This window comes from Streptomyces sp. NPDC037273 (genome assembly GCF_055603625.1).
Genome location: NZ_JBVJVO010000009.1, coordinates 234,759 through 261,181, shown reverse-complemented (window position 1 = coordinate 261,181; position 26,423 = coordinate 234,759). Strand labels below are relative to the sequence as shown.

23 protein-coding genes are annotated in these 26,423 nt (G+C 72.7%); 14 read left to right on the top strand and 9 right to left on the bottom strand.

What is annotated here, in order from left to right; genetic code table 11:
* Window positions 1-119 precede the first annotated feature (119 nt).
* The 3 genes from cmk (at window position 120) to der (ending at window position 2,954) form a co-directional block, all read left to right on the top strand.
* Complete coding sequence (cmk, locus tag ACZ7G1_RS24640) at window positions 120-794, top strand: (d)CMP kinase (RefSeq protein ID WP_470875480.1); 675 nt, start codon at window positions 120-122, stop codon at window positions 792-794.
* Window positions 791-1,435, top strand: a complete 645-nt coding sequence (locus ACZ7G1_RS24635; RefSeq protein WP_470875482.1) for a lysophospholipid acyltransferase family protein — start codon at window positions 791-793, stop codon at window positions 1,433-1,435. The genes cmk and ACZ7G1_RS24635 overlap by 4 nt, the downstream gene beginning before the upstream one ends.
* A gap of 70 nt (window positions 1,436-1,505) precedes the next feature.
* Window positions 1,506-2,954 (top strand): ribosome biogenesis GTPase Der, encoded by a 1,449-nt coding sequence (gene der / locus ACZ7G1_RS24630; protein ID WP_470875484.1) that lies wholly within the window; start codon window positions 1,506-1,508, stop codon window positions 2,952-2,954.
* A gap of 77 nt (window positions 2,955-3,031) precedes the next feature.
* Here der and ACZ7G1_RS24625 read toward each other — a convergent pair whose 3' ends face one another.
* Window positions 3,032-3,328, bottom strand: coding sequence for a hypothetical protein (locus ACZ7G1_RS24625; RefSeq protein WP_470875486.1), 297 nt, complete (start codon window positions 3,326-3,328; stop codon window positions 3,032-3,034).
* A 215-nt stretch (window positions 3,329-3,543) separates the two neighbouring features.
* The gene (locus ACZ7G1_RS24620) at window positions 3,544-4,326 is read right to left on the bottom strand and encodes a hypothetical protein (RefSeq protein ID WP_470875488.1); all 783 of its coding nucleotides are present in this window, start codon (window positions 4,324-4,326) and stop codon (window positions 3,544-3,546) included.
* A 226-nt stretch (window positions 4,327-4,552) separates the two neighbouring features.
* Here ACZ7G1_RS24620 and ACZ7G1_RS24615 point away from each other — a divergent pair, with 226 nt between their 5' ends.
* A complete protein-coding gene (locus tag ACZ7G1_RS24615) occupies window positions 4,553-5,155 on the top strand; it encodes a LysM peptidoglycan-binding domain-containing protein (RefSeq protein WP_470875490.1) in 603 nt (200 codons plus the stop codon).
* A gap of 22 nt (window positions 5,156-5,177) precedes the next feature.
* On the opposite strand, the gene ACZ7G1_RS24610 is transcribed toward ACZ7G1_RS24615, so the two are convergent.
* Genes ACZ7G1_RS24610 through ACZ7G1_RS24600 form a run of 3 tightly spaced genes read right to left on the bottom strand, consistent with a single transcriptional unit; the run spans window position 5,178 to window position 8,766 of the window.
* Entirely contained in the window at window positions 5,178-5,834 is a 657-nt protein-coding gene (locus ACZ7G1_RS24610) for an ABC transporter ATP-binding protein (protein ID WP_470875492.1), read from the bottom strand.
* A complete protein-coding gene (locus tag ACZ7G1_RS24605) occupies window positions 5,831-8,380 on the bottom strand; it encodes an ABC transporter permease subunit (RefSeq protein ID WP_470875493.1) in 2,550 nt (849 codons plus the stop codon). Before ACZ7G1_RS24605 ends, ACZ7G1_RS24610 begins: the two co-directional genes overlap by 4 nt.
* The gene (locus tag ACZ7G1_RS24600) at window positions 8,368-8,766 is read right to left on the bottom strand and encodes a hypothetical protein (protein WP_470875494.1); all 399 of its coding nucleotides are present in this window, start codon (window positions 8,764-8,766) and stop codon (window positions 8,368-8,370) included. The genes ACZ7G1_RS24605 and ACZ7G1_RS24600 overlap by 13 nt, the downstream gene beginning before the upstream one ends.
* Window positions 8,767-8,888: 122 nt before the next feature.
* On the opposite strand from ACZ7G1_RS24600, the gene ACZ7G1_RS24595 reads away from it, so the two are divergent.
* The 4 genes from ACZ7G1_RS24595 (at window position 8,889) to ACZ7G1_RS24580 (ending at window position 13,105) form a co-directional block, all read left to right on the top strand.
* Window positions 8,889-9,416 carry an MTB12 C-terminal domain-containing protein gene (locus ACZ7G1_RS24595; protein ID WP_470875495.1) on the top strand — a complete coding sequence of 176 codons (528 nt, stop codon included), beginning with the start codon at window positions 8,889-8,891 and terminating at the stop codon, window positions 9,414-9,416.
* Complete coding sequence (locus ACZ7G1_RS24590; RefSeq protein WP_470875497.1) at window positions 9,394-10,686, top strand: ABC transporter substrate-binding protein; 1,293 nt, start codon at window positions 9,394-9,396, stop codon at window positions 10,684-10,686. The genes ACZ7G1_RS24595 and ACZ7G1_RS24590 overlap by 23 nt, the downstream gene beginning before the upstream one ends.
* Window positions 10,687-10,757: 71 nt before the next feature.
* Complete coding sequence (locus ACZ7G1_RS24585; RefSeq protein WP_470875499.1) at window positions 10,758-12,032, top strand: glycosyltransferase family 4 protein; 1,275 nt, start codon at window positions 10,758-10,760, stop codon at window positions 12,030-12,032.
* Between the two features lie 86 nt (window positions 12,033-12,118).
* On the top strand, window positions 12,119-13,105 hold the full coding sequence (locus tag ACZ7G1_RS24580) for a helix-turn-helix transcriptional regulator (RefSeq protein WP_470875501.1): 987 nt from the start codon (window positions 12,119-12,121) through the stop codon (window positions 13,103-13,105).
* On the opposite strand, the gene ctaD is transcribed toward ACZ7G1_RS24580, so the two are convergent.
* Window positions 13,044-14,756, bottom strand: coding sequence for an aa3-type cytochrome oxidase subunit I (gene ctaD, locus ACZ7G1_RS24575; protein ID WP_470875842.1), 1,713 nt, complete (start codon window positions 14,754-14,756; stop codon window positions 13,044-13,046). The genes ACZ7G1_RS24580 and ctaD overlap by 62 nt on opposite strands.
* Before the next feature lie 319 nt (window positions 14,757-15,075).
* On the opposite strand from ctaD, the gene ACZ7G1_RS24570 reads away from it, so the two are divergent.
* Entirely contained in the window at window positions 15,076-15,291 is a 216-nt protein-coding gene (locus tag ACZ7G1_RS24570; RefSeq protein WP_470875503.1) for an I78 family peptidase inhibitor, read from the top strand.
* Window positions 15,292-15,362: 71 nt separating this feature from the next.
* On the opposite strand, the gene ACZ7G1_RS24565 is transcribed toward ACZ7G1_RS24570, so the two are convergent.
* Window positions 15,363-16,259 (bottom strand): phosphatase PAP2 family protein, encoded by an 897-nt coding sequence (locus ACZ7G1_RS24565; protein ID WP_470875504.1) that lies wholly within the window; start codon window positions 16,257-16,259, stop codon window positions 15,363-15,365.
* A 407-nt stretch (window positions 16,260-16,666) separates the two neighbouring features.
* Between ACZ7G1_RS24565 and ACZ7G1_RS24560 the strand changes: the two genes are divergently transcribed.
* On the top strand, window positions 16,667-18,427 hold the full coding sequence (locus ACZ7G1_RS24560; protein ID WP_470875505.1) for an MFS transporter: 1,761 nt from the start codon (window positions 16,667-16,669) through the stop codon (window positions 18,425-18,427).
* Between the two features lie 27 nt (window positions 18,428-18,454).
* Here the strand turns inward: ACZ7G1_RS24560 and ACZ7G1_RS24555 are convergent, their stop codons facing one another.
* Window positions 18,455-18,889, bottom strand: coding sequence for a cell division protein SepF (locus tag ACZ7G1_RS24555; protein ID WP_470875506.1), 435 nt, complete (start codon window positions 18,887-18,889; stop codon window positions 18,455-18,457).
* Between the two features lie 322 nt (window positions 18,890-19,211).
* Between ACZ7G1_RS24555 and ACZ7G1_RS24550 the strand changes: the two genes are divergently transcribed.
* The 4 genes from ACZ7G1_RS24550 (at window position 19,212) to adhE (ending at window position 25,217) form a co-directional block, all read left to right on the top strand.
* Window positions 19,212-20,453: a DUF5685 family protein gene (locus ACZ7G1_RS24550; RefSeq protein WP_470875508.1), complete on the top strand. Its 1,242-nt coding sequence runs from the start codon at window positions 19,212-19,214 to the stop codon at window positions 20,451-20,453.
* A gap of 171 nt (window positions 20,454-20,624) precedes the next feature.
* The gene (locus ACZ7G1_RS24545) at window positions 20,625-21,491 is read left to right on the top strand and encodes a S1 family peptidase (protein WP_470875510.1); all 867 of its coding nucleotides are present in this window, start codon (window positions 20,625-20,627) and stop codon (window positions 21,489-21,491) included.
* 81 nt (window positions 21,492-21,572) lie between these two features.
* Entirely contained in the window at window positions 21,573-22,472 is a 900-nt protein-coding gene (locus tag ACZ7G1_RS24540) for a S1 family peptidase (RefSeq protein WP_470875511.1), read from the top strand.
* Window positions 22,473-22,622: 150 nt separating this feature from the next.
* Window positions 22,623-25,217 carry a bifunctional acetaldehyde-CoA/alcohol dehydrogenase gene (gene adhE / locus ACZ7G1_RS24535; protein WP_470875513.1) on the top strand — a complete coding sequence of 865 codons (2,595 nt, stop codon included), beginning with the start codon at window positions 22,623-22,625 and terminating at the stop codon, window positions 25,215-25,217.
* A 75-nt stretch (window positions 25,218-25,292) separates the two neighbouring features.
* Here the strand turns inward: adhE and ACZ7G1_RS24530 are convergent, their stop codons facing one another.
* Window positions 25,293-26,330 (bottom strand): ABC transporter permease, encoded by a 1,038-nt coding sequence (locus tag ACZ7G1_RS24530; protein ID WP_470875515.1) that lies wholly within the window; start codon window positions 26,328-26,330, stop codon window positions 25,293-25,295.
* Window positions 26,331-26,423: the final 93 nt, after the last annotated feature.

Below are 26,423 nucleotides of genomic sequence, written 5' to 3'. Positions count from 1 at the left end.
GGCCCGCGCGGCGGTGGGGGAGAGGGCGGGTGGGACGGGCCCGGGGACTCGGTAACCTTGTGGGGGCGCCGGCATGTCCGCCGCGCCCTACCGCGAACCCCCAGGAAGGTGTTCCCACCGTGGAATCCGTGATCGTCGCCATCGACGGGCCGTCCGGCACGGGCAAGTCGAGCACCTCGAAGGCGGTCGCCGCCAAGCTGGGGCTCAGCTACCTCGACACCGGTGCGCAGTACCGGGCGATCACCTGGTGGATGATCAGCAACGGGGTCGACGTCACCGACGCCGACGCCGTCGCCAACGCCGCCTCGAAGCCGGTCATCGTCTCCGGCACGGACCCGGCCCGCCCGACGATCACCGTCGACGGCGCCGACGCCTCCGGCCCGATCCGGACCGAGGAGGTCACCTCGAAGGTCAGCGCCGTCAGCGCCGTCCCCGAGGTGCGGAGCCTGATCACCGAGCTGCAGCGGTCCATCGCGAAGGCCGCCGAGCACGGCATCGTCGTCGAGGGCCGGGACATCGGCACGACCGTCCTGCCCGACGCCGACCTGAAGATCTTCCTCACCGCCTCGCCCGAGGCCCGCGCCGCCCGCCGCTCCGGCGAGCTCAAGGGCGTCGACGTCCACGCGACGAAGGAAGCGCTGATCAAGCGGGACGCGGCCGACTCGAGCCGCAAGACCTCCCCGCTGGCCAAGGCCGGGGACGCGGTCGAGGTCGACACCACCGACCTCACCCTGGACCAGGTCATCGAGTGCGTGGTCACCCTCGTGGACGAGAAGAGGGCGGCCGCCAAGTGACCCTGCCCTCCGAGAAGGGCGCCGCCGTCGGCCGTCGCATCGGCATCGGGCTGATGTACGGCCTCTGGAAGCCGCGCGTCCTCGGCGCCTGGCGGGTGCCGGCCGCCGGCCCCGTCATCCTCGCCGTCAACCACGCGCACAACATCGACGGCCCCATGCTCATGGGCACCGCCCCGCGGCCCGTGCACTTCCTCATCAAGAAGGAGGCGTTCGTCGGCCCGCTCGGCAGCTTCCTGGAAGGCATCGGGCAGCTCAAGGTCGACCGGCACAGCGCCGACCGGGGCGCGATAGCCAGCGCGCTCGGCGTCCTGGAGCAGGGCGGCGTCCTCGGGATCTTCCCCGAGGGCACCCGCGGCGACGGCGACTTCGCCTCGCTGCGCGCCGGCCTCGCGTACTTCGCCGTACGCAGCGGGGCGCCGATCGTCCCGGTCGCCGTGCTGGGAAGCACCGAGCGCCGGGGACGGTTGGTCAAGGCACTGCCGCCGCTGCGCGGCCGGGTCGACGTCGTCTTCGGCGACGCCTTCGAGGCCGGCGACGGCTCCGGGCGGCGCACCCGCAAGGCGCTCGACGAGGCCACCGTACGGATCCAGGACCGGCTCACCGGCCACCTGGAAAACGCCAGGCGCCTCACCGGGCGCTGAGCGAGACTTTCAGTAGTGGGCCCCGCGGCCCGGGGACCCACCGACCACGAATGATCAAGGAACGGACTTCATGAACGACCAGCACGACCACGGGGCACTTGGCGACGCCGAGTACGCGGAGTTCATGGAGCTCGCCGCGGAAGAGGGCTTCGACGTCGAGGACGTCGAGGGCGCGATCGAGGAGGCCGGGCACGGCCCGCTCCCCGTCCTCGCCGTCGTCGGCCGCCCGAACGTCGGCAAGTCGACCCTGGTGAACCGCATCATCGGCCGCCGCGAGGCCGTCGTCGAGGACAAGCCGGGCGTCACCCGCGACCGCGTCACCTACGAGGCCGAATGGGCCGGCCGCCGCTTCAAGGTCGTCGACACCGGCGGCTGGGAGCAGGACGTCCTCGGCATCGACGCCTCCGTCGCCGCCCAGGCCGAGTACGCCATCGAGGCCTCCGACGCCTGCCTGTTCGTCGTGGACGCCACCGTCGGCGCCACCGACACCGACGAGGCCGTCGTCAAGCTGCTCCGCCGCGCCGGCAAGCCGGTCGTCCTGGCCGCCAACAAGGTCGACGGCCAGTCCGGCGAGGCCGACGCCGCCACGCTGTGGTCGCTGGGCCTCGGCGAGCCGTTCCCCGTCTCCTCGCTGCACGGCCGCGGCACCGGCGACCTCCTCGACGAGGTCCTCCGCAAGCTGCCCGAGGCCCCCGAGCAGCGCTTCGGCAACGCGGTGGGCGGCCCCCGCCGCATCGCCCTCATCGGCCGCCCGAACGTCGGCAAGTCCTCCCTGCTCAACAAGGTGGCGGGCGAGGACCGCGTCGTCGTCAACGAGCTGGCCGGCACCACCCGCGACCCGGTCGACGAGCTCATCGAGCTCGGCGGCGTGACCTGGAAGTTCGTCGACACCGCCGGCATCCGCAAGAAGGTCCACCTCCAGGCGGGCGCGGACTACTACGCCTCGCTGCGGACCGCCGCCGCCATCGAGAAGGCGGAGGTGGCCGTCATCCTGATCGACACCACCGACAACATCTCGGTCCAGGACCAGCGCATCATCACGACGGCCGTCGAGTCGGGCCGCGCCATCGTCATCGCCTACAACAAGTGGGACGAGCTCGACGAGGAGCGCCGCTACTACCTCGAGCGCGAGATCGAGACCGAGATGCAGCAGGTCGCCTGGGCCCCCCGGGTCAACGTCTCGGCGAAGACCGGCCGCCACATGGAGAAGCTGGTCCCGGCCATCGAGACCGCCCTCGCCGGCTGGGAGACCCGCGTCCCCACCGGCCGGCTGAACGCCTTCCTCGGCGAGATCGTCGCCTCGCACCCGCACCCGGTGCGCGGCGGCAAGCAGCCCCGCATCCTCTTCGGCACGCAGGCCGGCACCAAGCCGCCCCGCTTCGTGCTGTTCGCCTCCGGCTTCCTGGAGGCCGGCTACCGGCGCTTCATCGAGCGCCGCCTGCGCGAGGAGTTCGGCTTCGAGGGCACCCCGATCCACATCTCGGTCCGGGTGCGCGAGAAGCGCGGCCGCAAGAAGTAACACCCGCACGGTGGAGACGGACCGAGGGCCGGGGCTCGTGACGAGCCCCGGCCCTCGGCCGTTCCCCCGACCCGCCCCTACAGACCCCTGCGGGGGCCGGGTGGCAGCGCCGCCTGCGGATGCGGATGTCCGTGCGTGTACGGCTGCGGGTGCGGCGCCGCCCACGCCGCCGGGTACGCCCCGGTGTGCCGGAGGCCCTGCCCGTGTCCGTACACGCCGGTGCTCAGGGCCGTACCGAAGGCCCGGAAGCTCAGCTCCTCCTCGCCGCTGCGGTCACCCGGCAGCGTGCGGAACGACCTGCGGTACTCCGAGTACAGGGCGTCGTAGATCGGCGTGGGCGAGGCGCCCGCCGTGACGTCCTGCGCGGGGCGCATGGCCGGGATCTGACTCGGATACGGCTGGAGGAAGGGGTCGTATGCGTGCACGTACGTGCCAACGACCCCGCCGCCCGTCGGATGCGGGCGGCTCTCCGAAAGAGGCGCCCGCCGGGGGCGCGGCACGGTCGGCCCGCCCAGGCCGCCCGCCGGCGGACCCGGGCGCGCCGCCCCGGGGGCCCGTGCGGGCTCTATGCCCGGCCGGCCGTCCTCCATCAGGTACCGGCCAGCGGCATCGCGGCGGCCACCAGGCGGCCGTTCGCCGCCGCCTTCTCCAGGGCGTCGCGGAGCAGGTCCTCGCGCGGCTGCTGGCCGATCGAGCCCACCGGGGCGGCGAAGACCAGGACGGTGTGCGACTTGTTGGCCGCCGCGCGCCAGCCCTCGGTGACCTGGAGCGGCTGGTGCGCCTGCCACCAGGCCGCCTGTCCGGCGCCGCCGGGGCCCGGCTGGAGCACGGAGTGCAGCTGGCCCATGGCCACCAGGACCGACCAGCCGGGCAGGACCGCGGGCTTCTCGCCCAGGTCCATCACCTGCTGGAAGCCCTGGTCGGCAAGGAGCGGCAGGAACTCGTCGGTGAGGCCGTCCGAACCCGGACGGGCCACCGGCGCGGTCGGCTCCACGACCAGCGCCGGGTGCAGCTCGCCGTCGATCAGGACGAGACCGCTGGTGACGCCGAGCACGGCCTGCTCGGGGTGGGCGGCGCTCAGCGCGTCGGCGGCGTCCGAGGCCGTGATGGAGGCGACGGCGCCCTGGAGCTGGTCCTCGGCGACCTTCACGACCTGCGACGGGATGCAGCTGGCGTGGGCGAACGCGAGGACCGCGGTCTCCTCGCCGACGAACAGCACCGTGCTCGTGCGCTCCTGATCGGAGTCACCCGGCGTGCGGCAGGAGGTGCAGTCGTAGCTGCCCGGGGCGTTGTCGCCGGCGAGCAGCCGGTCCGCTTCTTCGTCGCCGATCTCGGCGCGTACGTCCTCGCTGACGTCGAGCATGCGCGGCACGGGGGGCTCCCTGGACTCGGTACGGGGGGACGCCGGGCCGTTCCCGGGCGTCTCATGACGACTTCAACGGGTCAGGCTCGGCCGGGGTCACGCGCGGAAGCGGGGCAACTTGCCAACGGCTTGTGCGGAACGGCCCCGGCGGCCGGTGACTCCGACCGGGTGGGGTGTGAACAGTGTTCCGCGCGGCACGGGCCGGGGGTGCGGGGCGGCTGCCTAGCCTGCCCCGATGTCGAAGATCCGATTTTGGACAGCCGGTGCGCTCGTGGCGGCGTCCGCGGCCGCGCTCCTGACCCTGACCCCGGCACCCGCCCGGGCCCGGGACGTGCCCGACGCGGCCGGGGAGGCCGCCACGGCGCTGCTCGAGGTGTCGGACGCGATCAGGGAGGCCGCCTCGGTCCCCTCGTACGCCTGCGCCAAGGACCAGTGGCCGTGGGGCTGCGTCGCCGAGTGCGAGTCCAGCGGGCGCTGGGACACCAACACCGGGAACGGTTTCTACGGCGGCCTCCAGTTCTGGCAGCCCACCTGGGTCGAGCACGGCGGACTGCGGTACGCCCCGCGGGCCGACCTGGCGACACGGCCGCAGCAGATCGGCATCGCCGAGGAGGTGCTCCGCACCCAGGGATGGGGCGCGTGGCCCGTCTGCTCCAGGCGGTACGGGCTGAGCGGCCGCGTCCACACCGTCCAGCCCGGGGACACGCTCGGCTCGATCGCCCGCAGGTTCGCCGTCAAGGGCGGCTGGCAGGCGCTGTACGCGGCGAACCGGAGCGTCATCGGGGCCGATCCGAACCGGATCGTCGTCGGCACCATGCTGCGGATCGCACCACTCTGACGACCTCCCCCGTGCCGCGCCCTCAGCCGCGCCGCTCGGCGGGTTCCCCGCTCCACGCGCGGGACCCGCGCCGCAGCTCGTGCACGACCGAGCCGGCCGGAAGGGCGTCCGGCACCCGCTGCTCGGCCAGCACCACGGCCGTCCCGTCCCGCACGGCGAGCGCCGCGAGGAGCCGGTACGTACGGGCCGCGATGTCCGCCGCCAGGCCGAGCGACGGCTCGTCGACCAGCACCACGCGCGCGGGTGCCGACAGGGCGCGGGTCAGCGCGAGCATCCGGCGCTCGCCGCCCGAGAGGGTGCCGGCGGTGCGGGACAGCAGGGGCAGCAGCTCGGGGTACGGGACGGTGTCGGGGGCGGCCGGGCCGGGGGCCGTCAGAGCCAGGTTCTCGGCGACCGTGAGGCCCTCGTACACCGCCCGCAGGTCCGGGACGAAGCACAGGCCCCGCCGGGCCCGCTCGTGCGCCGACAGCCGCGTCACGTCGGCGCCCCGCCACAGGACGCGGCCCGTCGAGAGCCGTACCGTGCCGGCGAGGGCGCGCAGGACGGTCGTCCGGCCCGCCCCGTTCCGTCCCAGGAGCACGGTCACGGTGCCGGCCGGCACCGGCAGGTCGAGGCCGTGCAGGACTTCCAGCGGGCCGTAACGGACCCGGGCGGCGCGCAGCGCGATCTCTACGCTCATGACAGGAGCCGGCCCCCTTCCATGGTGTGCACCGTGTGCGCGATGCCCTCGACGAGGTCCGGGTCGTGTTCGACGACCAGAATCGTCAGGCCCTCCGCCGCGAGGGCCGCCAGGATCCGGGCCAGCGCCGCCGTCTCGGCCGCGTCGAGCCCGGCGGCCGGTTCGTCCAGCAGCAGCGTGTGCGGCTGCCCCGCCAGCGCCCGCGCCAGCTCCACCCTCCGCAGCGTCCCGGTCGGCAGCTCCGCCGCCACCCGGTCCCGTACGGCCCCGCCGAGCCCCACCAGCCGCAGGCTCCGTTCCACCGCCTCCGCGCCCCCGCGCACCCGGCCCCTCTCCTCGCCGATCCGCACGTTCTCCTCGACGGTCAGCGAGGGGAAGAGGGCCAGCCGCTGGAAGGTACGGGCGATCCCGAGCCGGGTCCTCGCGTGCGCCGAGCGGCTCGTGATGTCGGCCCCGTCGAGGGTGATCCGGCCCTCCCGGGGCCGCAGGGTGCCGGCCAGACAGTCGAAGAGGGTGCTCTTGCCCGCGCCGTTCGGGCCCACCAGCGCCGTCACGCGCGCGGGGGCCAGGTCGAGCGTGACGTGGGACAGCGCCGTGGTGCCGCCGGGGTAGATGAGGGTGAGGTCGTGGGCGCGGAGGCGGGGGCCGGCGGGCGCGCGCGGGTGCGGCCGGTCTCCGGCCGGACCGGGGTTGCCCCGCGCGCCGCCCGCGCGGCTCAGCGAGAGAGGCGCCGGTTTTTCCGTGGGGGGCTCGGCGCCGGCGGCGGTTTCCGGCGCTCGGTGGGGTTTGGCCGCCGGCAGCAGCCTCGGCAGTGGGGGGATCCGGCCCGTGAGGGTGGCGAGGAGGCCGATGACGGCGGCGGCGAGGCCGGCGTGGGGGCCGGCGTCGAGGGTGACGAGGAGGGTGGCGGCGGCGAGGGGGGTGAGGAGGCTGTCGGCGCCGAGGGCGAGGACGGCGGCGAACCACAGGAGGCCGCGGACGGGGTCGTAGGCCTCGGGGTCGAAGGCGCGGAGGCCCATGCCGAGGAGGCCGCCGCCGAGGGAGGCGAGCGCGGCGCCGAGGACGAAGGCGAGGAGTTTGAGGCCGGAGACGGGGACGCCCGCGGCCTCTGCGCCGGGTTCGTGGTCCCGGAGGGCGGCGAGGGCGCGGCCGGTGCGGCCGCGGCGCAGGGCGGCCACCAGGGCCAGGCAGCCGGTCAGGACGACGAGTTCGAGGGCGTAGAAGGCGCGGTCGTCGGAGAAGCCCGCGGGGCGGCCGAGGGAGAGGCCGGCCGTGGCGTACGGCTGGGTGAGGACGAAGCGGCTGACGGCCACTCCGACGGCGAGGGTCGCGAGCGCCAGGGCGAGGCCGTGGCGGCGGATGGCGGGCCGGCCCGTGACCAGGCCCACCAGGGCGACCGCCGGCACCGCGAGGGCCAGGGCGAGCAGGGCGGGTGTCCCGCGCGCGGTGAGCAGGGCGGTGAAGAGGGCGCCGAGGCCCGCGTACGCGGCCTGTCCGAGGGCGATCTGGCCGCCCCGGCCGGCGACCACGACGAGGGACAGCAGGATCACGGCGAGCGCGGGGACCTGGACGGCGGTGTGCAGGTCGGAGCCCGCGAGACCGAGCGGCAGCAGGAACAGGACGCCCACGACCAGCCACAGTCCGGCCGGCACGCGCGTGCCGCGCACCGGCGGTGGCAGGGCGTCCCGCCCCTTGCCGCCGACGCCGGGAAGGACGAGCGCCGCCACCAGGAGCGCGACGACGAACAGGTTGGCGCCGAGAGCCTGGACGAGGGGTCCGGCCCAGCCGTCCGGGTGCAGCCGGGTCAGCTGGGCCTGGGCGACGCCGATCGCGAGCGCGGCCGCCACCGCGACCGGCAGCGACCGCATGCGGGCGATCACCGCGACCGCGATCACCTCGATGACGAGGAGCGGCATTCCGTACGGGTCGAGCCGTACGTACGGGGCGAGGAGCACCCCGGTGAGCCCGGCGGTGAACGAGCCGAAGGCCCAGCCCGCCGCCGCGACCCGGTCGGCGTCGATCCCGGAGAGCACCGCGAGCGGCCGGTTGTCGACCACGGCCCGCAGCTCGCGCCCGAACCGGGTCCACCGGGTCACCGCCGTCACCAGGCAGGCGAGCGCGATCACGGCGCCGAGCTGTGCCCACGGGTCGTCGCCGAGCAGCACCGGGGCGTCGTCCCGGGCGCCGGGGCCCCAGAGGAGTACCGCCGCGCCGATCAGCAGGACGAAGACGCCGATGGAGGCCACCAGGGTGCGCGCGGGGCCGGAGCCGATGAGGGCGAGCGGCCGGAACACCCCGCGGTCCAGGGCGAGTCCGATGCCCGGGGCGACGAGCAGGAGCGTGACGAGGGCTCCGATGGGCAGCGGCCAGCCCCACTCGACGACCAGCTGCCGCAGGACGTACGCGCAGATCATGGCCACGGCGCCGTGCGCGAGGTTGAGGACCCCGGTCGCCCGGTGGGTGACGATCAGGCTGATGCCGGTGAGCGCGGCGGCGCTGCCGATCGCGAGGCCGGCGAGCGTCAGCTCGTACGTCAGGGAGGCCACGGCTCACACACCGGACAGGGGGCGAGTTCCGCGGCCCCCGCCTCCGTCGCCTCGGCCTTCCCCTCGATCAGCGGGCAGTCCGGCCGGTGCGCGAGGGTCCCGCCGGGCACCCGGAGCGGCGGGCCGTCCGAGGAGGGCGGGGGAGTCTCCCCGGCGTCGGCCGGTTCCGGTGCCCGGGGGCGTACGGGAAGCAGCGCGGCCGTCCCGGCGAGCACCGCCCCCGCCACGATCAGCGCCGCGCCGGGCACCGTGCAGGAGGCCAGATAGGGCAGCTGACGCTCGGCGAAGCGCTCGCCGGAGATCCCGTACCAGCCGAGGACGCACAGCACCGCGCCGGCGGCGGCCGCGGTGAGACCGCTCCACCACAGGATCCGGGCCGTCGGCACGGGCCTCCCTCCTAGGGTCTCGCCCCCCGAGCTGTCCGCCTTTTCCTTGCACTATGCCCCGTTACGTCCCACTCTGGAAGCATCAGTCCTGCGGTGCGGAGCGACACCCGGTGGTGAGCCAGATGGTTCGAGTGCGAGGAGGTCGACGCCCCCGCCTCGCGGCCCTCGCGGCCGCCGCCGTCCTGGTCCTCACCCCCGCCCTGGCGAGCTGTTCGGACGACGGCTACGACTCGGGCGGCACGGCGTCGACGGCCCCGCCCCCCGGCATGACGGCCGAGCCGCCGGACGCCGTGCCCGACGACCCCGCCGCCGCCGAAGCGGAGATCACCGAGAACTGGACGGCGTTCTTCGACCCGAAGACCTCCGCGGACGAGAAGGTGAAGCTCCTGGAGAACGGTGAGGAGATGCGGCCGGTGGTGGCCGCCTTCGCCGGCGACAAGAACGCGGCGATGACCGCGGCCAAGGTCACCGGGGTCGAGTTCACCTCGGCCACCGACGCCGACGTCACCTACGACCTGCTGGTCGGCGGAGCCCCCGCCCTGCCCGGCTCGCAGGGCACCTCGATCCTCCAGGACGGCACCTGGAAGGTCTCCGTGAAGACCCTGTGCGGCCTGGTCGAGCTGAGCGGTGTCACCGTTCCGGGCTGCTGAGGCGGCCGCGGCGCTGTTCCTGGCCGCGCTCCTCGCGCTCCTCACCGGGTGCGGAAGCCGGCTCCCGGAACGCGCCTTCGAGACGCGGCCCACCGCCACCCCCTCCGGCGGTGAGCCGCTCCGCGTCGGCATCATCACCAGCGCCACCAGCCCCGTCGGCGGACAGGCCTTCACCGGACCGCGCGACGGAGCCCGCGCCTACTTCGACGCGCTCAACGCCCGCGGCGGCCTCGACGGCCGCCGGATCGAGGTCGAGACCTGCGACGACGGCGGCAGCGGCGTCGGCGACAACGCGTGCGTGCACCGGCTCGTCGACGAGCGCCGGGTCTTCGCCCTCGTCGCCACCACCGCCCTGAACTACGCGGGCGCCCCCCTCGTCGCCCGGGCCGGCGTCCCCGACATCGGCGGCCAGCCCCTCACCCCCGCCTACGACACCTACCCGCACCTCTACGGGATCTACGGCAGCTCCGCCCCGCGCACCGGCGGGAAACCCGGCTGGGACGGGACGCTGTACGGCGGGACCGAGGTCTACCGCTGGTTCGCGCGCGAGAAGGGCGCGCGGACCGCCGCCGTCGTCTCGTACAACCAGACCGCCTCCGCCGCCTACGCCCGGCTCGTCGCCGACGGGCTGCGCGCCGAGGGCTACCGGGTCGTCGACGAACAGGTCGACTTCGCCCTGCCCAACTTCCGCGCGGTCGCCGCCGATCTGCGCGACCGGCACGTCGACGTCCTCTTCGACGCGATGGACACCCACGGGAACGCGCGGCTCTGCGAGGCGATGGAGGCCCTCGGCGTACGGGTCGCCGCCAAGGTCACCAACGTGCAGAACTGGTCCTCCTCCGTCGCCCGCGACTACGCCCGCGCGCCCGGCTGCCGGAACGCGCTCTGGGTCACCGGCACGAGCCGCAACCACCAGGACACCGGCCACCCCGCCGTCCGCGAGTTCCGTACGGCCATGGGCGGGCGGCCGCTCTCCCAGTGGCAGCTCGAAGGCTGGGCGGCGGCCATGTGGTTCACGGACGCGGCCCGCTCCTGTCTCGCCGGAGCCGGCCTCACGCGCGCGTGCGTCGAGGAGTTCATGAACCGTCCGGAGCCGTACACCGCCCGGGGACTGCTGCTCCCCGTCCGCTTCGAGCACCTGGCGCGCCCGCCCGCGACCCGGAACACCTGTCTGTCCGTGGCCCGTTGGCAGGACGGACGGGGCTGGGTGAGCCAGGGCGAGATGACGGAGAACTGCGCCACCGTCCCCCAGCTCGCCTACCGCCCGTGAAACAGCCGCCCGCACCGGCAGTAAAGTCGGGCGACCGAACCACAGACTGACCGGGGGGAACCGGCAGCGCGATGCGTATCTCCTTTCTGCTCCACAACGGCTACCACTACGGCGGCACCATCCGGACCACCTTCACGCTCGCGGAGGAACTGGCGGAACGCCACGAGGTGGAAATCGTCTCGGTGTTCCGCCACCGCGACCGTCCACTCCTCGGCCTCCCCGCGGGGGTGACCCTCCGCCACCTCGTCGACCTCCGCAAGGACAGCCCCGGATACGACGGCGACCACCCCGACTTCCACCGCCCCGCCGAGGTCTTCCCGCGCGGCGACGGACGCTGGAAGCAGTACAGCGCGCTCACCGACGCGCGGATCGGGGAGCACCTCCGCGGCGTCGAGGCCGACGTCCTCGTCTCCACCCGCCCCGGGCTCAACGTCCACCTCGCCCGGCAGGCCAGGCGCGGGCCCGTGCTCATCGGCCAGGAGCACCTGATCCTCGACGGCCACAGCTACCGGCTGCGCCGCGACATCGCCCACGAGTACGCGCTGCTCGACGCCGTCACCACCGTCACCGAGGCCGACGCCCGCGCGTACCGGAGGCTGAAGCTCCCCGGCGTGCGGATCGAGGCCGTGCCCAACAGCGTGCCCGCGCCCACCGTGCCGCCCGCCGACCCGGCGGCCAGGACCGTCGTCGCGGCCGGCCGGCTGACCCGGGTCAAGCGCTACGACCTCCTCATCGACGCCTTCGCCGACGTGGCCGCCGACCACCCCGACTGGAAGCTCCGGATCTACGGCACCGGCGACGCCGTCCAGGACCTCAAGGGCCCGCTGTCCCGTCAGATCGAGGCACGCGGCCTCGGCGAACAGGTCTTCCTGATGGGTTCGGTGACCCCGATGGAGCCCGAGTGGGCCAAGGGCTCCCTCGCCGCCGTGACCTCGCAGCGCGAGTCCTTCGGCATGACGATCGTCGAAGCCATGCGCTGCGGCCTCCCCGTCGTCTCCACCGACTGCCCCAACGGGCCCCGCGAGATCATCGAGGACGGCGTCGACGGGCGGCTCGTGCCGGTCGACGACGTCGCCGCGTTCGCGCGCGCCCTGCGGGAGCTGGTCGAGGACGACGAACTGCGCGCCAAGACCGCGCGCGCCGCCCTCGCGGCGTCCGAGCGCTTCGACCCGGGCCGTATCGCCGCCCGCCACGAGGCCCTCTGGTCGGAGCTCGTCTCCCGCGGCGCGAGCCGCCGCACCCATCCCCCCGCGCGCGTGGCGGCGCACCGGGCGGTGGGCCGGGTGATCGACGCGGTCTACGTCCAGAAGGCGAGGGCGGGGCGGATCGTCCGCCGCTTCCGCTGACGCGGCCTCCCGTGCCGTCGCGCCGGCGGCCGGGCGGCTCCCCTCGCGGACCGTAGTTGTCCGCGAGGGCTGGCAGACTCGGACGCATGTTGGAGACCTCGGCGCGGCTGCTGCGTCTGCTTTCCTTGCTTCAGGCCCACCGGGAGTGGACGGGGCCCGATCTGGCCGAGCGGCTGGGGGTGACGGCGCGGACGGTACGGCGGGATGTGGACCGGCTGCGGGAGCTCGGATATCCGGTGCACGCGAGTCCCGGCACGGGCGGGGGCTATCAGCTCGGGGCCGGGGCGGAGCTGCCGCCGTTGCTGCTCGACGACGAGGAGGCCGTGGCGGTCGCGGTGGGCCTGAGGTCGGCCGCGGGGCAGGGCGTGGAGGGCATCGGGGAGAGCTCGGTGCGCGCGCTGGCGAAGCTGGAGCAGGTGCTGCCGGGGCGGCTGCGGCGGCGGGTCTCGGCGCTGAACGCGTTCACGGTGCCGATGGTCCGCACGCCGAAGGACCGGGTGGATCCGGCGGTGCTGACCGAGCTGGCGAACGCCTGCCGGGACAGCGAGCGGCTGCGTTTCGCGTACCGGGACCACGGTGGCGCGGCGACCCGCAGGACCGTCGAGCCGCACCGGCTCGTGTGCACGGAGCGGCGCTGGTACCTGGTCGCCTGGGATGTGGACCGGGGGGACTGGCGTACCTTCCGGGTGGACCGGATCGAGCCGACGCCGCCGCACGGCCCCCGCTTCCCGCCCCGGCAGCCGCCGGCCGACGACCTCGCCGCCTATGTGTCGAAGGGCGTGTCGAGGACCGCGTACGCGGCGGAGGCGACGGTCCGGCTGTTCGTGCCGCTCGCCGAGGCGGCCTCGGTCGTCGGCCCGATGGACGGCACGCTGGAGGCGGAGAGCGAGGGGAGCTGTCTGCTGCGGGCGGGGGCGTACAGCCTCGACGCCATGGTGGTCCATGTGTCGTTCATGGGCTTCGACTTCGAGGTGATCGAGCCTCCGGAGCTGACGGACCGGGTCCGGCTGCTCAGGGACCGTCTGTCCCGTGCTCTCGACCGGACGGAAGGCGGGCCGGCGGGGGGCTCGTGATCCGCATCCGCTCGTAGGCGGCGAACTCCGGGTGGTGCAGGTCGAAGGCGGGTGACTCGGAGCGGATCCGGGGCACGGCGTCGAAGTTGTGCCGGGGCGGCGGGCAGGAGGTCGCCCACTCCAGGGAGCGCCCGAAGCCCCAGGGGTCGTCGACCTCCACCCGGGCGCCGTACCGCCAGGTCCGCCACACGTTGTAGAGGAACGGCAGCGTGGAGGCGCCGAGCAGGAAGGCGCCGATGGTGGACAGGGTGTTGAGGGTGGTGAAGCCGTCGGCGGCCAGGTAGTCGGCGTACCGCCGTGGCATGCCCTCGGCGCCGAGCCAGTGCTGCACGAGGAACGTCAGGTGGAAGCCGGTGAAGAGGGTCCAGAAGTGGATCTTCCCGAGCCGCTCGTCGAGCATCCGGCCGGTGAACTTCGGCCACCAGAAGGAGAAGCCGGCGAAGGTCGCGAAGACGACCGTGCCGAAGACCGTGTAGTGGAAGTGGGCCACGACGAAGTACGAGTCGGTGACGTGGAAGTCCATCGGCGGCGAGGCGAGGATCACCCCGGTCAGGCCGCCGAAGAGGAAGGAGACCAGGAAGCCGACGGACCACAGCATGGGGGTCTCGAAGGAGAGCGAGCCCCGCAGCATCGTGCCGGTCCAGTTGAAGAACTTCACCCCGGTGGGCACCGCGATGAGGAACGACAGCAGCGAGAAGAACGGCAGCAGCACCGCGCCGGTGGCGAACATGTGGTGGGCCCAGACCACCACCGAAAGGCCGGTGATCGCCATGGTGGCCGCGATCAGGGTCGTGTAGCCGAAGATCGGCTTGCGGGCGAAGACCGGGATGATCTCGCTGACGATCCCGAAGAACGGCAGCGCGATGATGTAGACCTCGGGGTGGCCGAAGAACCAGAAGAGGTGCTGCCAGAGCAGTGCCCCGCCGTTCTCGGGCTGGAAGGCCACGGAGCCGAGGCGCCGGTCCGACTCCAGGACGAGCAGCGCCGCCGCGAGCACCGGGAAGGCGACGATCACCAGGACCGCGGTGAACAGCACGTTCCAGGTGAAGATCGGCATCCGGAACATGGTCATGCCCGGCGCCCGCATCCCGATGATGGTGGCGAGGAAGTTGACCGAGGTGAGGATCGTGCCGAAGCCGGACAGCGCCAGCCCCATGATCCACAGGTCGGCGCCGATGCCGGGGGAGCGTTCGAGGCTGTTCAGCGGGGCGTAGGCGGTCCAGCCGAAGGCGGCCGGGCCGCCCGGGGTGAGCAGCGAGCCGACCACCATCAGGCCGCCGAAGAGGAACAGCCAGTACGAGAACATGTTCAGCCGCGGGAAGGCGACGTCGGGCGCTCCGATCTGGAGCGGCACCAGTTCGTTGGCGAAGCCGGCGAACGTGGGGGTGGCGAAGAGCAGCAGCATGATCGTGCCGTGCAGGGTGAAGGCCTGGTTGAACTCCTGGTTCGTGACGAGCTGGAGTCCGGGGCGGGCGAGCTCGGCCCGCATCAGCATCGCCATGAGCCCGGCGATGAGGAAGAAGACGAACGACGTGGCCAGATAGAGGTGGCCGATTTTCTTGTGGTCGGTCGTGGTGAGCCAGTCGATCAGGATGCGGCCGTGCCGTTGCCCGGCCGATTCGGCGGTCGCGGTCGCTGTCCCGTTGCCCATCGCTGCCTCCGCCTCGCCGTCCTCCCGGCTCCGCGTCTCCGGGCGTTCGGCCAGCGTAAGCATTCTGTAAGGGAACGGTGGGCGGCTCGCGTGCGCGTCGCCGTCGCAATTCGGTGCGGGAGCACGCGAAGAGGCGCGAAGAGGTAATTGCCCAGGCGCGGAAGGCCACTTCCCGTGGCTTCGTGGGAACTGCCGGAAGGGCTTCGGAATTGCTGGAGAAACGGCCGGAAATGGTTCCTACGAGTGACCGTGGGCGTGTCAAACATATGTCGAGAACTTGTGACACAAGCGTGACCGCCGAGGTACTAACGTGAGGTCCATGTCACCCACATCACGCACTCCCGAACCGCCGCACGACGCCCCCGAGTCCTATGTGGGCCTCGACGCGGAAGGCGCCGAGCGGCTCGCCAGGGCACGCGGCTGGAAGGTCGTCAGGTCCCTCCCGCCCGGCTCGATCATCACCATGGAGTACCTGTCGGGGCGCATCAACTTCGAGGTCGAGGACGGTTCCGTCACCCGCTGCTGGCTCGGCTGACCCGCGTTCACGGGCACACGCGGAAGGGCCCCGGCCGGATGGCCGGGGCCCTTCTCGTACGGCGTGAGGCGTCAGCCGCGGGTCGCCGGCGCGCGCCGGCCGCCGGCCACCCCCACGGGCTCGCGGACCGGCTCGCGGACCGGCTCCTCGGTCCCGGACGGGCGCGGCGGGAAGAAGCCGGGGCGCGGACCTCCGGAGGCCACGGGCAGCGAGGGCACGAGGCGGCGGCGGTCCCGCAGCCGCTCCCGCGCACGGTCGCGGGCGGCGAGGATCCAGGACTCGGCCACGGCGAGGAACGGCTCGCACCACGGCAGGGCGAGGAGGACGAGCAGTCCCGCGGCCCAGCCGAGCAGGACGTCGCTCAGCCAGTGGGTGCCGAGATAGACGGTGGTGAGGCCCACGCCGAGCGCGACCACGGCGGACAGGGCGGACAGATAACGGCGGGCCCGCGGGGTGGTCGCCAGATAGGCGAGGATGCCCCAGGTCACGACCGCGTTGGCGGTGTGACCCGAGGGGAATATGTCGCCGCCGGCGAAGAGCTCGGCGGAGCCGACCTGCGTCGCGTAGTGGGGGCCGAGGCGGCCCAGTCCGAGTTTGACCGCGCCGACCGAGACGTTGAGCAGCAGCAGGGCGGCGCCGAGACACAGCAGCGGCCGCAGGGTGTGCTGGCGCCAGGAGCGCCAGCCCAGCCATGCGGCCACCATGACGGCCGTGGGGCCGCGCTGACCGAGGACGACGTAGTAGTCGAGGAATCCGTGGATCTCGGGCCACTGCTGGTACGGACGGAAGAGCATGATCTTCCAGTCGAGGGTCACCAGCCACGTCGACAGCAACACGGCCACGACGATGGCGAGATAGAACGCCGACGTCCCGCCGAAGAGGGCGAGACGCGTGCGGGTCATCCGCGGGACCTCTATCTTCGGCGGTTCCGGCTCCCGGTCCAGCCGGGCAAAGATGTCGGTACGCACCCAATCGACGTTACAGGGAGTGAGAAGCAGACCCGGTCGATCCGCTCCCTTCGTGATGACGATGTGATGTGGAGTAGGTCTCAGTGACTGGTCTATTCCAGGCACCCGTCGGGAAATCCGATGACCTTCAGCCCTATTGTCACGGGCGTCGATTCCGGAAGCTTGTTTGAACGCCACGGAATTTCCTCAAACTGGTGTCCGTGCGGAATTCCATGCGACGCGCGGACCACGCGGAGTGGCGTACGCCACACGGGGAGGCCCGCCGGGGTGAGAGCTGCACCACGCGCTCGGGGCTTGAACTCGCGTACGCTGACGGCTCACTCGCCCGTCGATGCCGGGCCGCCCCAGGGGCAAACGCCCTGGTCCGGGGCCCGCCGAGCGCGAGAGCTTCATTGGGAGGTACGTACATGTCGCGGACGAACACGGCCCAAGGGGGATCGCGTGCCACTGTCGGCAGAAGCGCCAACCGCTGGGTCGTCCTCGTCGTCCTCTGCGTCAGCCTCCTGCTGGTCGCCCTCGACGCGACCATCCTCCACGTCGCCGTCCCCTCACTCACCGAGGACCTGCGCCCCAGCTCCACCGCGCTGCTCTGGATCGTCGACGCCTACCCCCTGATCTGCGCCTCGCTGCTGATCCTCTTCGGCACCCTCGGGGACCGGGTCGGACGGCGCCGGATCCTCCTCCTCGGCTACGCCCTCTTCGGCATCGCCTCGGCGGTCGCCGCGCTCGCCACCGAACCCTCGGTGCTCATCGGGGCCCGCGCGCTGCTCGGCGTCGGCGGCGCGATGATCATGCCCGCGACGCTCTCCATCCTCCGGGCCGTCTTCCCCGACCGGCGAGAACGCGCCACCGCGATCGGCATCTGGACCGCGACCGCCGCGATCGGCGCCGCCACCGGACCCGTCCTCGGCGGCTTCCTCGTCGAGCACTACTGGTGGGGCTCCGTCTTCCTCATCAACATCCCGCTGATGGCACTCATCCTGCCGCTCGGCCGCCGGCTCCTCCCCGAGTCCCGGGGCGGCACCGACGGCCCCTGGGACGTCCTCGGCGCGCTCATGGCCGCGGCCGGCGTCCTCGGCTGCGTCCTCGGCGTCAAGCGCGCCGGCGCGGGCGAGCCGCCGCTCTCCCTCTCGACCGCCGGCCCGCTGCTCGTCGGCGCCGCGCTCCTCGTCCTCTTCGTACGACGCCAGAAGCGGCGCCCGCATCCGCTGATCGACCTGCGGCTCTTCTCCCGGGCGGCCTTCACCACCTCGGTCGGCTGCATCGTCATCGGCATGCTCGCCCTGGTCGGCCTGGAACTCATCGCCGTCCAGTACCTCCAGCTGGTCCTCGGACTCAGCCCCCTGGAGACCGGCCTCCGGCTCCTCCCGCTCACCTTCGCCGCCATGGCCGCCGGCGCCACCGGCTCGTACACCCTGCGCAGGATCGGGCCGCGCCGGATGGTCGGCTGGGGCTTCGTGCTCACCGCCGCCGCCGTGCTGCTGCTCACCCTGATGGGACAGCACGACCGGCCGCTGCTGCTCACCACGGGCTTCGTGCTGCTCGGCTTCGGGCTGCAGACGACCCTCTTCTCGGCGTACGAGTCGATGCTCAGCGAGGCGCCGCAGCAGAGCGCGGGCGGCGCGGCCGCCATCGGCGAGACCTCCTACCAGCTGGGCGCCGGGATGGGCATCGCCCTGCTCGGCAGCGTGATGAACGCGGCGTACGCCCCCGGGCTCGCCCACGTCCCCGGAGTCCCCGCCGAGGCGAGCCAGGCCGCGGCGAACTCGCTCGGCGAGGCCTACCAGGTCGCCGACCAGCTCGGCGGCGCCGCGGGCGACGCCCTCCACCAGGCCGCCCGCCACTCCTTCGTCAACGGCCTCCACGTCACCCTCTGCGTCAGCGCCGCTCTCCTGCTCCTCGGCGCCTTCATGGCCCGCCGCCTGCCCCGCGTCATGGAGTGCCCGGCGGACGCGGACGCCGTCGCGGGCGTGGACCTGGATCCGCAGGTGGTGGAGACCGGAAAGCCGGCCCTGGTCCTGGAGGGACTGGGCCGGCCGCTGGAGTCGGCGGAATCGGACTGCGCGAGGGCCGAGGGGCGGCCGGTGGAGGCGGGGGCACCGGACTACCGGGTGCCCGGCTCGCGGGAGGCGATCGAGGCCGCCGGCTCGGGGCGTCCGGCGCACTGAGCCGGGGGACCGGGCCGGCGGGCTCGGTCAGCTCTGGTTGAAGAAACCGTCCTGCCGACGCCGGCCCGACTCACCGGTGACGATCTGGGTGTCGGCGGGGGTCAGCAGGAAGACCCGCGTCGCCACCCGCTCGATCGATCCGCGCAGGCCGAAGGCGAGACCGGCGGCGAAGTCGACGACGCGCTTGGCGTCGTTGGCCTCCATCGCGGTCAGGTTCACGATCACCGGGACGCCGTCCCGGAAGAGCTCGCCGATGCCCCGGGCGTCCCGGAAGCCGTCCGGGGAGACGGTGGCGATCCGGCGGCCCCGCTCCTCGGCGGTGTCCGTGGCCACCCGGACCCGGGGGTCCGTCACCCAGGCGTCGCCGCTCTCGGCGGCGTCGGCGTACTCGTCGTCGTAGTAACGCTCGTCGTTGTCCTCGACGAGTCCCAGCCAGGCACTCGCCTTGCGCACCGATCCCATGGACGCCTCCTTTCAGCGCGGTCACTTGTGGTTCCGCAATCCCTATCGTCCTTCATGATGCGGATCGCGCGCCAAGTGGATAGTCGGCGCGCAGGGGTTTCGTGACGGTACTGGTGCAGAACGTGAGGGCGATTTTCTGGCGATTCGTCAGGAAACTTGCGGTATGCGGGGCCTGAGGGAGGGCCATGCAGCTGAAAATATGAAAGTCGGGCCGGATGGGTGACGATGGGCGCGTACGGGTGAACGAACCGCCTCGCTACGATGCCGCGAGGCCGCCCGGCGGACCCTCGCCGGCCACCGCCCACGACTCACGGGGGAGTCCTTGTTCGGAATCGTCAGGCCCTGCACCCATCGGCTCACCGACGGTCTCAAGACCGAGTGGATGGCCCATCTCTGCGGCCTCTGCCTGGCACTCCGCGCCGACCACGGCCAGTTCGCCCGGGTCGTCACCAACTACGACGGGCTCATCGTCTCGGTCCTGACGGAGGCTCAGACCGGCGTGACCGAGGCGGGCCGCCGCACCGCGGGACCCTGCGCGCTGCGCGCCCTGCGCACCGCGCCCGTCGCCCGCGGCGAGGGAGCCCGTCTCGCCGCCGCCGTCTCGCTCGTCCTCGCCTCGGCGAAGGTGCGGGACCACGTCGCCGACCGGGACGGCCTGTTGGCCCGCAGGCCCGTCGCCGCCGCGGCCCGCCGGGTCGCCCGCTCCTGGGACAAGGCCGGGGCCAGGACCGGCCGGGCGCTCGGCTTCGACACCGCCGTCCTCGTCGACGCCGTCGACCGCCAGACCGGCATCGAGGCCCTCGCGGGCCCCGGCACCCCGCTGCTCACCGTCACCGAGCCGACCGAGACCGCGACCGCCGCCGCCTTCGCGCACACCGCCGTTCTCGCCGGCCGCCCCGGCAACGCGGAGCCGCTCGCCGAGGCCGGGCGCCTCTTCGGCCGCCTCGCGCACCTCCTCGACGCCGTCGAGGACCAGGCGGCCGACGCGGAGAGCGGCGCCTGGAACCCGCTCACCGCCACCGGCACCTCCCGCGCGGAGGCCCGCCGCCTCGCCGACGACGCCCTGCACGGCATCCGCCTCGCCCTCAAGGACGCCGAGTTCGCCGACGGCAAGCTCGCGCACGTCCTCCTCGCCCACGAACTCCGCACCTCCGTCGACCGCGCCTTCGGCACCGCCGGCTGCTCGCACGGCGCCGTGAGCGCGAGCCATTCCCCGGTGCCGGGGAACCCGTACGCCACCCCCGGTGGTCCGGTGCCGGGGAACCCGTACGCCCCGGGTCCCGGTGGCCCGGGTGGCCCGGGTGGGCCGTTCCCGCCCGAACCGCCGAACCGGCGCGGGCTGATCGCCGGATGCGCGCTCTGGGTGGGCCTGGCCTGCACCTGCCAGATGTGCTGTGGGACCTTCGAGGACCCCTGGAGCCGTCAGCGGCGCGAAGGGCTCTGTCAGCAGTGCGACCCCGGGAGCTGCTGCGACTGCTGTGACTGCTGCAGCAACTGTTCCTCCTGCTGCGAGGGCGACGGCTGCTGCGGAGGTTGCGACTGTGGCTGTGACTGCGGCTGCTGACGCGCCGTCCGGTCACCGCTTCCGTTTCCGGGGCCGACGGTACGGCGGTCTTGTGCGGGCGTCCCGGTAGGGCCACTATCACTTGCGGTGCATGTCAGGAACACGTCACCTGATGGCGCCTCACGGGCCCGTCATCCACGGGCCCCTCCGCTTTTCCCCGAAGGGAGAACGATGAGGAGCACAGTGAGGAACAACCGCACCCGTCCGCTCGCCGTCGCCGCGGCTCTCGCCGCCGTCACGGCCCTCGGACTCCCCGCCGCCCAGGCCGCCCCCACCCCGGGCCCCGCCGCGGCGGCGCAGCTCGCCCGCGCCGAGTCGGCCGTCGACGCCGCCGGGGTCGGCGGCACCGCCTGGTACGTCGACGAGGCATCCGGCCGCGTCGTCGTCACCGCCGACTCCACCGTCACCGACGCGGGGCTCGCGAAGATCCGCAGAGCGGCCGGCGCCGACGCCGCGGCGCTCCGCGTCCAGCGCGCCACCGGCGTCTTCAAGCCGCTCCTCGGCGCCGGAGACGCCATCTACGGCGGCGGCTACCGCTGTTCGCTCGGCTTCAACGTGCGCAGCGGCTCCACGTACTTCTTCCTCACCGCGGGCCACTGCGGCAACGTGGCCAACACCTGGTACACCAACTCGGCGCAGTCCACGCTGATCGGCGCCACCGTCGGCTCCAGCTTCCCGGGCAACGACTACGCCCTGGTGCGCTACGACAACGCCTCGCTCACCCACCCCGGCGGCTTCACCGCGGCCGACGCCTACGTGGGCGAGTCCGTCAAGCGCTCCGGCTCCACCACCGGCACCCGCAGCGGCAGCGTGACCGGTCTGAACGCCACCGTCCGCTACTCCGGGGGCGGCACCGTGCGCGGCATGATCCAGACGAACGTCTGCGCCGAGCCCGGCGACTCCGGCGGCGCGCTCTACGACGGCACCAAGGCGCTCGGCATCACCTCGGGCGGCAGCGGCAACTGCTCCACCGGCGGCACCACGTTCTACCAGCCGGTGCCCGAGGCGCTCGCCAAGTACAACGTCAGCCTGTACTGATCCCCGGCTGATCCGCACACCCGCACGGACCGTTCACCGATCCCCCCATTCCCCTTCCAGGAGGAACGAGAAGTGACGACCATGCGCACCACCCCCACGAAGAAGTTCCGGCTGCTCGCCCTCACCGCCGGCCTCGTCGCCGCCGCCGCGACGCTCGGCGTCCCCACCGCGAACGCCGACTCCGCGGACGCCGGTTCCGCGCGGACGTTCAGCGCCACCCAGCTCACCGCCGCGGGCGACGCGGTCCTCGCCGCCGACGTGGCCGGCACCGCCTGGCGCGTCGACACGGCCACCGGCGAGGTCGTCGTCACCGCGGACTCCACCGTCTCCCCGGCCGAGATCGCGAAGATCAAGCGGCAGGCGGGGGCCAACGCGGGAGCGCTGCGCGTCGAGCGCACCCCGGGCAGGTTCAACAAGCTGATCTCCGGCGGCGACGCCATCTACGCGAGCAGCTGGCGCTGCTCGCTGGGCTTCAACGTCAGGGACAGCGCGGGGAACTACTACTTCCTCACCGCCGGGCACTGCACCGACGGCGCGGGGACCTGGTACTCCAACTCGTCCCGCACCACGGTGCTCGGCTCCACGGCCGGGTCGAGCTTCCCGGTCAACGACTACGGCATCGTGCGCTACACCAACACCTCGGTGACCAAGTCCGGCGCGGTCGGCAGCGTCGACATCACCAGCGCGGCCAACGCCACGGTCGGCATGTCCGTCACCCGCCGCGGTTCGACGACCGGCATCCACAGCGGCACGGTGACCGGTCTGAACGCCACCGTGAACTACGGCGGCGGCGACATCGTGTACGGCATGATCCAGACGAACGTCTGCGCCGAGCCGGGCGACTCCGGCGGCCCGCTCTACTCGGGCAGCCGGGCGATCGGCCTGACCTCCGGAGGCAGCGGGAACTGCTCCTCCGGCGGTACGACGTTCTTCCAGCCCGTGACGGAGGCGCTGAGCGCCTACGGCGTGAGCGTGTACTAGGCGGCACGGGGCCGGAAGTGCGCTTGTGAATCCGTTCACAAAGGGACTTCCGGCCCCTCCCTCCGGGCCCTTTTCCGCCCCTTTTCGCAGGTCAACGGGTGTCGAATGGAGACATCAGAGACAAAGGGACCCGGAGAAGGAGTGCCTGCCATGGAGGCCAAGGAGAGGGTGGACGGACTGGTCGGAGGAGCCCTCGCGGCGCTCGCCCGGTTCGAGACCTACGACCAGGACCAGGTCGACCACATCGTCAAGAAGGCCTCGCTCGCCGCGCTGAGCGCGCACGGCGACCTGGCGAAGCTCGCCGTCGAGGAGACCGGCCGCGGCCTCTTCGAGGACAAGGCCGTCAAGAACCTCTTCGCCTGCGAGCACGTCACGCACTCGATGGCCGGTCTGAAGACCGCCGGCGTCATCCGCCGCGACGAGCTGAACGGCATCACCGAGATCGCCGAGCCCGTCGGCGTCATCTGCGCGATGACCCCCGTCACCAACCCCACCTCGACGACCGTCTTCAAGGCGCTGATCGCCCTGAAGACCCGTAACCCCATCGTCTTCGCCTTCCACCCCTCCGCGCAGAAGTGCTCGGCCGAGGCCGCCAGGATCGTCCGCGACGCCGCCGTCGCCGCCGGCGCACCCGAGGGCTGCGTGCAGTGGATCGAGGAGCCGTCCATGGAGGCCACCGGCCTCCTGATGAACCACGAAGGCGTCTCCACCATCCTCGCCACCGGCGGAAACGCGATGGTCAGGGCCGCCTACTCGTGCGGCAAGCCCGCCCTCGGCGTCGGCGCCGGAAACGTCCCCGCCTACGTCACCAGGAGCGGCAAGCTCCAGCGCGCGATCCACGACATCGTGCTCTCCAAGGCCTTCGACAACGGCATGATCTGCGCCTCCGAGCAGGCCGTCATCCTCGACAAGGAGGTGTACGAGGAGGGCATCGCCGAGTTCGAGCGTCTCGGCGCCTACGTCGTCACCGCCGCCGAGAAGACCAAGCTGGAGGAGTACGTCTTCGGCACCACCGCCTACGCCACCAACTGCGGCGGCGCCAAGCTCAACGCGGCCGTCGTCGGCAAGTCCCCCCGGTGGATCGCCGAACAGGCCGGCTTCGAGGTCCCCGAGAACACCTCCATCCTCCTCGCCGAATGCGCCGAGGTCGGCGAGGCCGAGCCGCTCACCCGAGAGAAGCTCTCCCCGGTCCTGGCCGCCCTCAAGGCCGACAGCACCGAGCACGGCCTCGAACTCTCCGCCGCCATGGTCGAGTTCCACGGCCTCGGCCACAGCGCCGCCATCCACACCGAGGACGAGGCGCTCGCCGAGGAGTTCGGCAAGCGCGTCAAGGCGATCCGCGTCATCGTCAACGCCCCCTCCACCTTCGGCGGCATCGGCGACGTCTACAACTCCTTCCTCCCCTCGCTCACGCTCGGCTGCGGCTCGTACGGACACAACTCCGTCTCCAACAACGTCACCGCGGTCAACCTGATCAACGTCAAGCGGATCGGACGGCGCAACACCAACATGCAGTGGTACAAGGTCCCGCCGAAGATCTACTTCGAGCGCAACGCCATCCGCTACCTCGGCGAGATGGAGGACATCCACCGGGTCACGATCGTCACCGACAAGACGATGGGCGCCATCGGCTTCGTCCGGAAGGTCACGGACATCCTGGGCGGCCGCCAGGAGCCGGTGACCATCCAGGTCATCGACAACGTCGAGCCCAACCCGGAACTCGCCACCGTCCGGGCCGGCGCCGCCGCCATGCGGGACTTCCGCCCGGACACCGTCGTCGCCCTCGGCGGCGGCTCCCCGATGGACGCGGCGAAGATCATGTGGCTGATGTACGAGCGGCCCGAGGTCGAGTTCGCGGACACCAAGGAGAAGTTCTTCGACATCCGCAAGCGCGCCTACCGCTTCCCGAAGCTGGGGGAGAAGGCGAAGCTGGTCGCGATCCCCACCACCTCGGGCACCGGCAGCGAGGTCACCCCCTTCGCGGTCATCTCCGACCCCGAGGCCGCCCAGAAGTACCCGCTCGCCGACTACGCGCTCACCCCCGACGTCGCCATCGTCGACCCGGTCCTCCCGCTCCACCTCCCGCCCACGGTCACCGCCGACTCCGGCTTCGACGCCCTGACCCACGCCACCGAGGCGTACGTCTCGGCCTACGCCAACGACTTCACCGACGGCCAGTGCCTCCAGGCCATCAAGCTGATCTTCGAGAACCTGGAGACCTGCGTGACGGAGGGCGCCAAGGCGCCCGAGGCCCGCGAGAAGATGCACAACGCGTCCACCATCGCCGGCATGGCCTTCGCCAACGCCTTCCTCGGCCTGGTCCACGCCATGGCCCACACCCTCGGCAACACCTTCCACGTCGCCCACGGCCGCACCAACGCGCTGCTGCTCCCGCACGTGATCCGCCACAACGGCACCGTCACCCACAAGGCCGTGCCGTGGCCGAAGGCCGAGGTCTACCGGGCCCCGGAGCGCTTCCAGGAGATCGCCCGGATGCTCGGCCTGCCGGCCGCGACCCCGGAGGAGGGCGTGGAGTCCTACGCCCGCGCGGTGGAGGAGCTGCGCGAGAAGTGCGGCATCCCGGCCTCCTTCCGGGAGGAGGGCGTCGACGAGGCGGCCTTCCTGGAGGCCCTCCCGCAGCAGGCGATGAACGCCTACGCCGACCAGTGCGCGCCCGCCAACCCGCGGATGCCGATGATCGACGAGATGAAGGAACTGATGACCCGGGCGTACTACGGCGAGTAGACCCCGGAGCCCACACACGGAGCAGGCCCCCGCCGACCGGCGGGGGCCTGCTCCGTGTCCGGGCTCAAGACACCTCTAGGCCTTGACCTCGCCCAGTTCCTCGGCGATCGGCTCCGACTCGGGCTTGCGCTTCAGTGAGGAGAGCACCAGGGTGACGACCGAGCCGACGACCGCCCAGGCCGACAGGACCAGCATCGAGGCGGTCATGTCGTTGCCCTTGAAGTACGCGATCGAGCGCGCCGCCCAGGTGCCCGCGCCCGGTGGCAGGGCGGGGCCGATGGCCCGCCAGAACGGGGGCAGCATCGGCGACGGGAAGGCGCCGCCCGCGCTCGGGTTGCCCGCGACCACGATCAGCAGGATCGCCAGGCCGATGCCGACGATCCCGAAGACGGACTGGAGGGCGAGGGTCGCGGCGCCGACGGCGAAGACGATCAGGGTGCCCAGGCCCCACAGGGCGGCGACGCTGCCCGGCAGGGCGTTCAGGATCGGGCCGACGATGATCGCGCCGCCGAGACCGCCGAGGGCCGAGTAGAGCGCGAGGACGCCGAGGCGGATGATCGCGCGCTCGCGGTTCGCGGGCCGGGAGCCCGCGCTGATCGCCAGGATCGCGGCGCAGATGTAGCCGCCGACGCACCAGCCGACGACCAGGTAGAAGGCCGAGAGCCCGTCGAAGTCCTGTGGTGACGCGGGGGCCACGTCGACCGTCTTCACGGTCCGCTGCTGGGGCGCCTCCACCGCGGTGAGGATCTTCTCCAGGGCGGAGGAGAGCACGGTGCCGCCGCCGGAGGCGACGAGCAGGGTGTCGGTGCGGCCGGTGACGTCGACGATCAGGGCGCCGTCGATGTCCCGGTTCAGGATCTGTTTCCGCGCCTCCGCCTCGTCGGTGACCGTCCGCGCGTCGAGGGGGTCGCCGGGGAGCTTCTCCAGCTGCCCGACGAGCTGGGCGGAGACCTGCTGCGGGGCGACGACGCCGAAGGGCACGTCGGTCGGCTTCGGATGGTGCAGGGCCCCGACGTACGAGGTGATGAACAGCAGCTGGAGGGCGAAGACGCCGACGACGAGCAGGGCGGCTCGTGGGGTGACGGCGCTTTTCAGTTCATCGACGAGACTCATGCCCCCCAGGCTCGGGGGAGGGCGGTGTTTCCGCAGGTGGGGAGGGGCCGAACGAGTTATCGTACGGATGTTCGAAAGTAGGCTACGCTGGGG

Excerpts from the sequence above, each read along its gene's own strand:
- der (WP_470875484.1), top strand. The coding sequence starts at position 1,506 with ATGAACGACCAGCACGACCACGGGGCACTTGGCGACGCCGAGTACGCG.
- ACZ7G1_RS24625 (WP_470875486.1), bottom strand. The coding sequence starts at position 3,328 with ATGCGCCCCGCGCAGGACGTCACGGCGGGCGCCTCGCCCACGCCGATC.
- ACZ7G1_RS24615 (WP_470875490.1), top strand. The coding sequence starts at position 4,553 with ATGTCGAAGATCCGATTTTGGACAGCCGGTGCGCTCGTGGCGGCGTCC.
- ACZ7G1_RS24610 (WP_470875492.1), bottom strand. The coding sequence starts at position 5,834 with ATGAGCGTAGAGATCGCGCTGCGCGCCGCCCGGGTCCGTTACGGCCCG.
- ACZ7G1_RS24595 (WP_470875495.1), top strand. The coding sequence starts at position 8,889 with ATGGTTCGAGTGCGAGGAGGTCGACGCCCCCGCCTCGCGGCCCTCGCG.
- ACZ7G1_RS24585 (WP_470875499.1), top strand. The coding sequence starts at position 10,758 with ATGCGTATCTCCTTTCTGCTCCACAACGGCTACCACTACGGCGGCACC.
- ACZ7G1_RS24580 (WP_470875501.1), top strand. The coding sequence starts at position 12,119 with ATGTTGGAGACCTCGGCGCGGCTGCTGCGTCTGCTTTCCTTGCTTCAG.
- ctaD (WP_470875842.1), bottom strand. The coding sequence starts at position 14,756 with ATGGGCAACGGGACAGCGACCGCGACCGCCGAATCGGCCGGGCAACGG.
- ACZ7G1_RS24570 (WP_470875503.1), top strand. The coding sequence starts at position 15,076 with ATGTCACCCACATCACGCACTCCCGAACCGCCGCACGACGCCCCCGAG.
- ACZ7G1_RS24560 (WP_470875505.1), top strand. The coding sequence starts at position 16,667 with ATGTCGCGGACGAACACGGCCCAAGGGGGATCGCGTGCCACTGTCGGC.
- ACZ7G1_RS24555 (WP_470875506.1), bottom strand. The coding sequence starts at position 18,889 with ATGGGATCGGTGCGCAAGGCGAGTGCCTGGCTGGGACTCGTCGAGGAC.
- ACZ7G1_RS24545 (WP_470875510.1), top strand. The coding sequence starts at position 20,625 with ATGAGGAGCACAGTGAGGAACAACCGCACCCGTCCGCTCGCCGTCGCC.
- ACZ7G1_RS24540 (WP_470875511.1), top strand. The coding sequence starts at position 21,573 with ATGCGCACCACCCCCACGAAGAAGTTCCGGCTGCTCGCCCTCACCGCC.
- adhE (WP_470875513.1), top strand. The coding sequence starts at position 22,623 with ATGGAGGCCAAGGAGAGGGTGGACGGACTGGTCGGAGGAGCCCTCGCG.
- ACZ7G1_RS24530 (WP_470875515.1), bottom strand. The coding sequence starts at position 26,330 with ATGAGTCTCGTCGATGAACTGAAAAGCGCCGTCACCCCACGAGCCGCC.